This window comes from Microbacterium sp. (assembly GCF_011620665.1).
In the GTDB taxonomy this organism is placed as follows: domain Bacteria; phylum Actinomycetota; class Actinomycetes; order Actinomycetales; family Microbacteriaceae; genus Microbacterium.
In genome coordinates this window covers 1-10,375 of sequence record NZ_WOYQ01000059.1, presented here as the reverse complement: position 1 = coordinate 10,375, position 10,375 = coordinate 1, and the positions used below count along the sequence as shown (strand labels likewise).

Below are 10,375 nucleotides of genomic sequence, written 5' to 3'. Positions count from 1 at the left end.
GGGCGACACAAAGTGGGACAAGGGCCGCGGCGAGCGGGACGGGGCGCGGGTTTCGGTCTCGTTACGAAATGGCCGTTGGTGCCCTCTGATGGCCCGAGCGGGGGAAAGATTGCGAATCGGGCCTCTCTACCGACGAGGCCGACCTTCACACAGCAGAGGTAATACCCATGGCACTGCATCACAGCACCCGAGGCCGCGCCGGCCTCGCGACCCTGGCGCTCGGCGTCTCGGCGCTGCTCCTGGCCGGTTGCGCCGGCGGCGCAACGACCGACAGCGCCGATGGCGGAGGCGCCTCCGGCGACCCGATCATCGTCGGCACCACCGACAAGGTCACCACGCTCGACCCGGCCGGGTCGTACGACAACGGCTCTCTGGCCGTCCAGACACAGGTCTTCCCCTACCTGGTCAACACCGATTACAACAGCACCGAGGTCGTGCCCGACCTCGCCGAGTCGGCGGAGTTCACCGCGCCGAATGAGTACACCGTGACGCTCCCGGCAGGGCTGAAGTGGGCCAACGGCAACGACCTCACGTCGTCCGATGTCAAGTTCTCGTTCGACCGCAACCTCAAGATCGCCGACCCCAACGGCGCCTCGAGCCTGCTCTACAACCTCGACAGTGTCGCGGCCCCCGACGACACCACCGTCGTGTTCACTCTGAAGACCGACAACGATCAGGTGTTCCCGTTCATCCTGACCAGCTTCCCGGGCGCGATCGTCGATGAAGAGGTCTTCTCGGCCGACGCGATCACGCCCGATCAGGACATCGTGGATGCCGACGCGTTCGGCGGCCCCTACGCGATCACCTCGTGGGACTTCAACAAGGCGGTCGAGCTCACCCCGAACGAGGAGTACACCGGCCTGCTGGCTGCACCCGAGAACTCCGGCGTGATCCTCAGCTACTTCGCCGAGTCCTCGAACCTGAAGCTCGCCGTGCAGGAGGGCGACGTCGACGTTGCATATCGCAGCCTGTCGGCCACGGATGTCGAAGACCTCTCGAGCAACGAGAAGGTCACGGTCGTCGACGGTCCCGGCGGAGAGATCCGCTACATCGTCTTCAACTTCGACACGCAGCCGTACGGCGCCACGACCGCCGACGCCGATGCCGCCAAGGCGCTCGCCGTCCGTCAGGCCGTCGCCGACCTCATCGACCGCGACACGATCGCGACCCAGGTCTACAAGGGCACGTACACCCCGCTGTACTCCTACGTTCCCGAGGGCTTTGCCGGCGCGACCGAAGCGCTCAAGGGTCTCTACGGAGATGGTGAAGGCGGACCGGATGCCGCGAAGGCGAAGGCGGCCCTCGAAGCCGCCGGCGTCACGACTCCGGTCGAGCTGAGCCTGCAGTACAGCCCGGACCACTATGGTCCCTCGTCGGGTGACGAGTACGCACTCGTGAAGCAGCAGCTCGAGGCCGACGGGCTGTTCACGGTGAACCTGCAGTCCACCGAGTGGGTCCAGTACTCGAAGGACCGCACGGCGGATGTCTACCCGGCATACCAGCTGGGGTGGTTCCCGGACTATTCCGACGCGGACAACTACCTGGCGCCGTTCTTCCTGGAGAACAACTTCCTCGGCAACCACTACTCCAACGCGGAGGTCAACGACCTCATCCTGAAGCAGGCGGTGGAGACGGATGCCGCGACCCGCACGGCGGACATCGAGAAGATCCAGGAGCTCGTCGCTCAGGACCTCTCCACCGTTCCGCTGTTGCAGGGCGCACAGGTTGCCGTGACCGGGGCGGACGTGAAGGGGGTCGTCCTCGACGCCTCGTTCAAGCTGCGGTTCGCGCCGATCACGAAGTAACCTCGCACGATCACGGGGCGTTCCGACTCGCTGAGGCACGCAGTGCCGAGTCGGAACGCCCCCCTGCGTAAGGTAGGCATCCATGACCATCGACGCCGACGCCGTCGCAGAGACGCCCGCCGCCCCGCGCCCACGGACGAGGGGGTCGGGGTCGACGCTCGGCCGCTACATCCTCGTGCGGTTCCTGCTGATCTTCCCGACCGTGCTGATCCTGGTCACGCTGGTCTTCTTCCTGATCCGCCTCACCGGCGACCCGATCACCGCGGCGCTGGGAGGCCGCCTGCCGGCCGATCAGCTGGCCGAGCGGATCCATGAGGCAGGATACGACCGCAGCATCTTCATCCAGTACGTCGAGTATCTGGGTCAGGTGTTCACGTTCGACTTCGGCACCACCATCACCGACAACCAGCCGGTCATCGAGGTCATCGCCACCTACGGCACGGCGACGCTCGAGCTCGTGCTCTACTCCCTGGTCGTAGCCTTCATCGTCGGCATCCCGCTCGGGCTCGTCGCGGCGGCCCTTCGGGATCGCTGGCCCGACGCGTTGCTGCGCGTGAGCGCGATCCTCTTCTACGCCACACCGGTGTTCTTCGCGGGCCTCGTCGCCAAGCTCGTGTTCGGCGTCTGGCTCGGCTGGCTCCCCGTTTCGGGTCGCGCGAACGTGCGGACCGAGATCGCGCTGAACCGCGACGGAGGCACCGGCATCTACCTCATCGACGCGATCGCCTCGGGGAACCCCGCCTATGTCCAGGACGTCCTGGCGCACGCCGTGCTCCCGGCGCTCACGCTGGGCCTTCTGACGGCCGGGATCTTCCTGCGTCTCGTCCGCACGAACGTCATCGGCACCTACAACATGCCTTACATCGACGCCGCCCGCTCGCGCGGCGTCAGAGAGGGACGCCTCGTCCGCACGCACGCGTACAAGCCCGCGCTCATCCCGATCATCACGGTGATCGGACTGCAGATCGCGCTCATGCTCGGTGGCGCCGTGCTGACCGAGACGACCTTCGAGTGGAAGGGTCTCGGCTTTCAGCTGGCCGCCTACCTCTCCTCGCGAGACTTCGTCGCGGTGCAGGGCATCGTCGCGATGATCGCGATCATCGTCGCGCTCACGAACTTCGCCGTCGACATCATCGCGGCCTTCATCGATCCGCGAGTGAGGTATTGACATGGCAAAGCCTCGCCTGATCGACCGTCTGCCGGTGCTTCACCAGCTGCGGCAGAGCGTCGGGCTGCAGCGCGGGATGCTGGTGGCCGGGCTCGTCCTCACCGCACTCTTCGTGCTGTGCGCCGTCTTCGCCCCGCTCATCTCGCCGTATGGCTTCGCGCAGCTGAGCGGACCCGACGGCAACTTCGGTGCGCAGCAGCCGCCGAGCGCGCAACATCTGCTGGGCACGACGGTCGGCGGGTACGACGTGCTGTCGCGGGTGATCTGGGGTGCGCAGACCGCGCTCTATGTCGTGATCGTCGCCATCGTGCTCTCGGTGTTCGTCGGCATCCTGCTCGGACTCGTCTCCGGCTACCTCGGGGGCTGGGTCGACCGGATGCTCGTCGTCGTCGCCGACGCGATCTACGCCTTTCCGACGCTGCTCCTGGCGATCGTCGTGGCCATCGCGATCAGCGGCGGCCAGTCGCAGCTGTGGTCCGGTGTGCTGGCGGCCGCAGCATCCATCACGGTCGTCTTCATCCCGCAGTACTTCCGCGTTGTCCGCGCCGAGGTGGTGCGTGTGAAGTCCGAGGCCTTCATCGAGTCCGCGAAGGTCATCGGCGCCTCGACGTCGCGCATCATGTTCCGCCACGTGCTGCGCAACTCGACACGCACGCTGCCGCTCATCATCACGCTCAACGCCTCTGAGGCGATCTCGACCCTCGCGGCGCTCGGATTCCTCGGGTTCGGGATCGAGCCGACCTCGGCGGCCGAGTGGGGCTACGACCTCAACAAGTCGATCAGCGACGTGGCCGCCGGCATCTGGTGGACCTCGATCCCGCCGGGCCTCGCGATCGTCATGACCGTCCTCGGCATCACCCTGATCGGCGAGAGTCTCAACGATCTGGCCGATCCGCGTCTGCGCGCGCGCCGGCGCGCGACGAAGCAGACACCCGCCGACGCGCTCGCGGCCACTCAGCCCGCCCGCCGGGAGTTCATGGGAGAGGTCGAGTGATGAGCACGGCATCCGAGACGTCCCTCGCCGTCGACATTCGGGGACTCGACGTCACCTTCGCGACCGACGGCGGTGACGTGCACGCCGTGCGTCACGTGTCGCTCGATGTCCGCCGCGGCGAGGTGCTCGCGATCGTCGGCGAGTCCGGCAGCGGCAAGACGGTGACGGCTCGCACGATCCTGGGCCTGCTGCCCGAGACGGCGCTCACCCAGGGAGCGGTGCTGCTCGACGGCATCGACGTCGTGGGACTGGATGCCGAGGGCCTTCGGGCCGTGCGCGGCACGAAGGCGGCGATGATCTTCCAGGAGCCCTCGTCCGCCCTGAACCCCGTGTTCACGGTCGGGTGGCAGCTCGCCGAGGGCCTCCGGGCCCACGGCGGATACAGCCGGAAGCAGGCGCGCGCCAAGGCGATCGAGATGCTCGCGCGCGTCGGCATTCCCGAGCCCGAGCGACGCGTCGACGACTACCCGCACCAGTTCTCGGGCGGGCAGAAGCAGCGCATCGTGATCGCGACCGCTCTCGCCCTGGATCCGACCGTCATCATCGCCGATGAGCCGACCACCGCCCTCGATGTCACGGTTCAGGCCGAGATCCTCGATCTGCTCCGGCGCCTGCGTGATGAGGACGGCACGGCGATCGTTCTCATCACCCACAACATGGGGGTCGTGGCCGATCTCGCAGATCGGGTCGCGGTCATGCTCGATGGTGAGGTCGTCGAGACCGCACTCGTCGCCGAGCTGTTCGCCGCGCCCGCGCACGAGTACACCCGGAGGTTGCTCGCCGCCGTCCCGCGCGTGCAGATCGTCGACCGCCGACTGCCCGAGGGCGCGGCATCCGCGCCGCCGGTCGTCGTCGCCGACGACCTCGTCATCGAGTACCCCGGCCGGCTCGGCAGACCGGCCTTCCGCGCCGTCGACCGGGTCAGCTTCTCGATCGTGCCGGGAGAAGTGCTGGGGCTCGTCGGTGAGAGCGGGTCGGGGAAGACCACGATCGGGCGTGCGATCGCCGGGCTCACGCCGGTCAGCGGCGGGTCGCTTCAGGTGCTGGGCGTCGAAATGCTCGGGGTGAGAGAGCGTGTCTTCCGCCGGCACCGCAAGGACCTCGGCTTCGTCTTCCAGGACCCCGCGACCAGCTTCAATCCGCTGTTGACGATCGCGCAGAATGTCGCCGAGCCGCTCATCGTGCACGGCGGGGCGAGGGATGCCGCCGATGCTCGCGACAAGGTCGATGAACTGCTCGAGGCCGTCCAGCTGCCGAAGGCGTTCGGCGACCGATTCCCGCACGAGCTGTCCGGAGGGCAGCGCCAGCGCGCGTCGCTCGCGCGCGGACTCGCCCTGGATCCGAAGCTGCTGATCGCGGATGAGCCCACGAGCGCCCTGGATGTCTCGGTCCAGGCGCGCGTGCTCGAGCTGTTCGCCGAACTGCAGGAGCGGTTCGGGTTCGCGACCCTGTTCATCACGCACGACCTTGCCGTCGTCGACATGCTCGCCCATCGCGTCGTCGTGCTCCACCGGGGCGAGATCGCCGAGGAGGGCACCACCGCCGAGGTGCTCGGCAATCCTCGCGACCCATACACGCGCAAGCTCATCGCGTCGCTGCCGGTGCCGGACCCCGCCGAGCAGGCGGCGCGCCGCGCCGTGTGGGAGGCGCACCGCGACGAAGAGCCCGTCTGATTCAGCGGAAGAGGTCGCTCACCTCGCCGAACAGCCAGAACAGCGCGAACCCGCCGACGATGATCAGTGCAGCCCAGGGCACTCCGCTCTTGAGGCGTCGACCCTGCGGCGCGACCCCGGGTGGCGGCCGCAGGGCGTCGGCCGGAGCAGAGAAGGGCAGAGGGGTGTCGGCGGCTTCGGGTTGCGAGCCGGCGAGGCGGTCATCGCGCCAGCGCTCCCACTGGGCGAACTTGTCGAGCACCGCGGCCACGGCCGAGAACAGCCACGCCCAGGTCGCCGGGTCGAGGGTCGAGAACTCGCGCCTGCCATAGAGGAACATCCAGTCGTCGACGATCTCGACGTCCAGCGCCGCGGCGCTGTCGATGAACCGCGCCATGATGTCGGGCGTGAACAGGTACAGTGCGTCGCGCTCGTACCCCTCGGGGCAGTACAGCGTGAAGTGCTGGTCGAAGTCGCCCTCGAGACTCAGACGCTGGTCCTTGTCGAAAGATGCCGGCAGGTTCGAGCCGAGCAGCGCGTTGTTTCTCGTGGCATCCAACACGATGTGCGGGAGCGGGGTGGAGAGCTTGACGGCGACGTAACCCCAGCGGTGCGTGGTCCGGTCGTTCCCGGAGCCCGTCGTGTAGCGGTAGTTGCCGAACTCGACGAAGCGGGGCGTCGTCCCGCGCAGCACGTCCGTGGCCTCACGCGCGCTTCCCCGGCCGAAGATCATGCCGGGCAGGGGCGGTTTCGGAGCGCTCGGGTACCACGTCATCCCGTTCGCCTGCGCGAACCGATCCAGGCGCCACCAGCGCTCACCCTTGGTCCCGCGGACGAGGCGCGTGACGAGGACGACGGCGACAGCGGCGACGGCCAGCAGCATCACGATCGGCACGATCACGAAGAGCGGGCCCCCGCCGCCCGATGCCCCCATGCGGAAGAGGCTCGAGATGATCGAGACGAACGTCGAACCGAAGATCACCAGGAACACCGCGCCGACCACGACGCCGATGACGATCTTCGCGGTCCCGGCCGGGGCGACGCGTCCGCTCTGGCGCAGCTGACGCACGTGGGATCGGATCGCCGCGCGATCCGCCGGCTCGGTGAGCGGCCGGGCGTCGAAGGGCAGCCTCGTCGGTTCGCCTCGTTCCATGTCGCCACGCTACCCGGGCCCGCGCCGCAGAGCATCGATTGGGTGGGAGATCGCGGATCCGGTAGGATACGGAGGTTGTCTGGCATCGGCCGAGTCCGAATGAGTCCCGACACGTGCATCAACCCTCCTGATGCCGGGAAGTGCCCGGCATCCGTTCTAGTCCGAAGGAGGTGGGTTAGTGACGCACTCACACCAGTACGAGCTCATGGTCATCCTCGACCCCGAGATCGACGAGCGTCAGGTCGCCCCCAAGCTCGACGGGTTCCTCAAGGTCATCACCAACGATGGTGGCTCGATTGAGAACGTCGACATCTGGGGCAAGCGTCGCCTGGCGTACGAGATCCAGAAGAAGAACGAGGGCATCTACGCCGTCGTCAACTTCACCGCCACGAGCGCAGCCACGCAGGAGCTCGACCGTCAGCTGAAGCTGAACGAGCAGATCATGCGCACCAAGGTCCTGCGCGCCGAAGAGGCGATCGCCCTCGTCGCCGCCGAGAAGGAGCGCGCCGACGCCAAGGCCGCCCGCAAGGCAGCGAAGGCGTAACGACGATGGCCGGCGAGACCGTCATCACCGTCGTGGGAAACCTCACGGCAGACCCCGAACTGCGCTATACGCAGTCCGGACTGCCCGTCGCGAACTTCACGATCGCGTCGACGCCGCGCACCTTCGACCGTCAGGCGAACGAGTGGAAGGACGGCGAAGCGCTGTTCTTGCGCGCGTCCGTGTGGCGCGAGTTCGCCGAGCACGTCGCCGGTTCGCTGACCAAGGGTTCCCGTGTCATCGCGACCGGTCGCTTGAAGCAGCGTTCCTACCAGGATCGCGAGGGACAGAACCGGACGGCGATCGAGCTGGAGGTCGACGAGATCGGCCCCTCGCTACGGTATGCGACGGCTCAGGTCACGCGTGCGGCATCCGGCGGAGGAAACTTCGGCGGCCAGTCGCGCCCTCAGGGCGTTCAGCAGCAGGATGAGCCGTGGTCCACGCCCGGCTCAGCGGCACCGGACGCGTGGAGCGCTCCGGGCACGTCCTACGGCGACGACACCCCATTCTGATCACATTTCCGGATGCTGAGGCATCCGCTCACCCGTAAGGAAGAACAATGGCTGGAAAGGCTACCGGCGATCGCCGCAAGCCGCGGAAGGGCGCGAAGACCCTCGCCCCCGCGAAGGCGATCCACGTCGGCGTCATCGACTACAAGGATGTCGCCACACTTCGCAAGTTCATCTCGGAGCGCGGGAAGATCCGCGCCCGTCGTATCACCGGTGTCTCGGTGCAGGAGCAGCGTCTGATCGCCACGGCGATCAAGAACGCGCGCGAGATGGCGCTCCTGCCCTATGCCGGCGCTGGCCGCTGAGGGGCACGATCATGGCAAAGCTGATTCTCACGAACGAGGTCGCCGGGCTCGGAAGCGCCGGTGACGTCATCGAGGTCAAGAACGGGTACGCCCGCAACTACCTCATCCCCCAGGGTTTCGCAGTGGCCTGGAGCCGCGGTGGCGAGAAGCAGGTGGCGTCGATTCGCGCCGCCCGCGAGTCACGCGCGATCCACGATCACGAAGAGGCCGTCGCACTCAAGAACTCGATCGAGGCCGCCAAGGTGCGCCTGGCGGTCAAGGCCGGCAAGGAAGGTCGCCTGTTCGGTTCGGTCAAGACCGCGGATGTTGCCGACGCCGTCAAGGACGCGGGTCTCGGTGACCTTGACAAGCGCAAGATCCACATCACCTCGCCCATCAAGGCGCTCGGTGAGCACGAGGCCACGATTCGTCTGCGCGACGATCTGACCGCCGTGATCACGCTCGAGGTGGTCGCCGCGAAGTAGTTTCGCGTCTGCAACGACGGATGCCGTGGACCTGGCGGGTTCACGGCATCCGTCGTTTGTTTCCTTCTCTTAAAACTCCAGGTGCAGGGCTTGACAAACCGCTCATAGGCGTTTTTCAGGTTTCGGATTTGTCCCCAGCTCCGTTCGAGTGGACGCAACCTTCAAGGGTGACTTCAATCACATTCCTTCTCCACAACCTGTGAATCATAAAAACCCAGATCAACAGCATTTTAATCCGGGACCGCGTCCGATGAATCGGGAGTTTTCCACAGGCGTTGTGCACAGGCAACCCGGCGTTTCGTCAGATCGGTCCACAGGGTTATCCACAGGCCGGTTTGCGGGTGTCGGTGCCCATGCCTAGCGTTGCCTGAGGCTTGGGGGTCGAGTCGGGGAGAGCGGGGCGCGCATGTCGATAGCGGACATTTCGGACGAGCGCCTCGGCGGCTCGGGGCGTGGTCCTGAGCGGATGCCGCCGCACGACCTGCTCGCCGAACAGAGTGCGCTGGGGGGCATGCTTCTGTCGAAGGATGCCGTGGCGGACGTCATGGAGACAGTGCGCGGCACCGATTTCTACGTTCCCAAGCATGAGCTGATCTTCGACGCGGTCTACTCGCTCTATTCGCACGGAGAGCCCACCGACGTCGTCGCCGTGACCGACGAGCTCATCAAGACGGGCGATCTGCAGCGCGCGGGGGGCGCGGATTACCTCCACTCGCTCACTTCGATCGTGCCGACTGCGGCCAACGCGGGCTACTACGCGTCAATCGTCAACGAGCGCGCGCTGCTGCGCCGCCTGGTCGAGGCCGGTACCCGCATCGTGCAGATGGGCTACAACGGGCAGGGCGAAGCGCTCGACCTCGTCAACACCGCGCAGGCCGAGATCTACTCGGTGACCGGGGCCGAGCGTGCCGAGGATTACGTGCCGCTGCAGATCGCCGTCGACGCCGCGGTGGACGAGATCGAGATCGCGCGCGGCCGTGACGGTCAGATGACCGGCATCCCGACCGGCTTCTCCGGACTCGACCAGCTGACCAACGGGTTGCACCCCGGTCAGATGATCATCATCGCGGCGCGTCCCGCGATGGGCAAGTCGACCCTCGCGCTCGACTTCGCCCGGTCCGCGGCCATCAAGCACGACATGCCGACGATCTTCTTCTCTCTTGAGATGGGCAGGAGCGAGATCGCGATGCGCCTGATGAGCGCCGAATCAGCGGTGCCGCTGCAGAGCATGCGCAAGGGCACGCTGGACTCGCGCGACTGGCGGACGATCGCCGCGACGCGCGGCCGCATCAACGACGCACCGCTCTACATCGACGACAGCCCCAACATGACACTCGTCGAGATCCGCGCGAAATGCCGGCGGCTGAAGCAACGCGTCGGGCTGAAGATGGTCGTCATCGACTATCTGCAGCTGATGACGAGCGGCAAGCGCGTCGAGTCGCGTCAGCAAGAGGTCTCGGAGTTCTCGCGTGCGCTGAAGCTGCTGGCCAAGGAGTTGGATGTGCCCGTTGTGGCGTTGTCCCAGCTGAACCGCGGCGCCGAGCAGCGCGCCGACAAGAAGCCGGCTCTCTCTGACCTTCGCGAGTCGGGCTCGATCGAGCAGGATGCCGACATGGTGGTTCTGCTGCACCGCGAAGCCGCGTACGAGAAAGACAGCCCGCGCGCCGGAGAAGCCGACCTGATCGTCGCCAAGCACCGCAACGGCCCCACCGACACGATCACCGTCGCGTTCCAGGGCCACTTCTCGCGCTTCACGGACATGGCCCCGGGTGACTTCGGGTGAT

General features: G+C 66.8%; 10 protein-coding genes. 9 read left to right on the top strand and 1 reads right to left on the bottom strand.

The window, feature by feature from the left end; translation table 11 throughout:
* The first annotated feature begins 167 nt into the window (after positions 1–167).
* The 4 genes from QZV81_RS07695 to QZV81_RS07680 all read left to right on the top strand — a co-directional run bounded on the left by QZV81_RS07695 (position 168) and on the right by QZV81_RS07680 (position 5,640).
* Complete coding sequence (locus QZV81_RS07695) at positions 168–1,805, top strand: ABC transporter substrate-binding protein (protein WP_292835241.1); 1,638 nt, start codon at positions 168–170, stop codon at positions 1,803–1,805.
* Between the two features lie 82 nt (positions 1,806–1,887).
* On the top strand, positions 1,888–2,973 hold the full coding sequence (locus tag QZV81_RS07690; protein WP_292835238.1) for an ABC transporter permease: 1,086 nt from the start codon (positions 1,888–1,890) through the stop codon (positions 2,971–2,973).
* 1 nt (position 2,974) lies between these two features.
* The gene (locus QZV81_RS07685; RefSeq protein WP_292835235.1) at positions 2,975–3,967 is read left to right on the top strand and encodes an ABC transporter permease; all 993 of its coding nucleotides are present in this window, start codon (positions 2,975–2,977) and stop codon (positions 3,965–3,967) included.
* The gene (locus tag QZV81_RS07680) at positions 3,967–5,640 is read left to right on the top strand and encodes an ABC transporter ATP-binding protein (protein WP_292835232.1); all 1,674 of its coding nucleotides are present in this window, start codon (positions 3,967–3,969) and stop codon (positions 5,638–5,640) included. The genes QZV81_RS07685 and QZV81_RS07680 overlap by 1 nt, the downstream gene beginning before the upstream one ends.
* 1 nt (position 5,641) lies before the next feature.
* Here QZV81_RS07680 and QZV81_RS07675 read toward each other — a convergent pair whose 3' ends face one another.
* Positions 5,642–6,772, bottom strand: coding sequence for a hypothetical protein (locus QZV81_RS07675; protein WP_292835229.1), 1,131 nt, complete (start codon positions 6,770–6,772; stop codon positions 5,642–5,644).
* 205 nt (positions 6,773–6,977) lie between these two features.
* Here QZV81_RS07675 and rpsF point away from each other — a divergent pair, with 205 nt between their 5' ends.
* The 5 genes from rpsF to dnaB all read left to right on the top strand — a co-directional run bounded on the left by rpsF (position 6,978) and on the right by dnaB (position 10,374).
* Positions 6,978–7,316, top strand: a complete 339-nt coding sequence (gene rpsF, locus QZV81_RS07670) for a 30S ribosomal protein S6 (RefSeq protein WP_292835274.1) — start codon at positions 6,978–6,980, stop codon at positions 7,314–7,316.
* Between the two features lie 5 nt (positions 7,317–7,321).
* Positions 7,322–7,825, top strand: coding sequence for a single-stranded DNA-binding protein (locus QZV81_RS07665; RefSeq protein WP_292835226.1), 504 nt, complete (start codon positions 7,322–7,324; stop codon positions 7,823–7,825).
* A gap of 47 nt (positions 7,826–7,872) precedes the next feature.
* Positions 7,873–8,127 (top strand): 30S ribosomal protein S18, encoded by a 255-nt coding sequence (gene rpsR, locus QZV81_RS07660; RefSeq protein ID WP_292835223.1) that lies wholly within the window; start codon positions 7,873–7,875, stop codon positions 8,125–8,127.
* 11 nt (positions 8,128–8,138) lie between these two features.
* The gene (rplI, locus tag QZV81_RS07655) at positions 8,139–8,591 is read left to right on the top strand and encodes a 50S ribosomal protein L9 (protein WP_292835220.1); all 453 of its coding nucleotides are present in this window, start codon (positions 8,139–8,141) and stop codon (positions 8,589–8,591) included.
* A gap of 406 nt (positions 8,592–8,997) precedes the next feature.
* Positions 8,998–10,374, top strand: a complete 1,377-nt coding sequence (dnaB, locus tag QZV81_RS07650; RefSeq protein ID WP_292835217.1) for a replicative DNA helicase — start codon at positions 8,998–9,000, stop codon at positions 10,372–10,374.
* Position 10,375 lies beyond the last annotated feature (1 nt).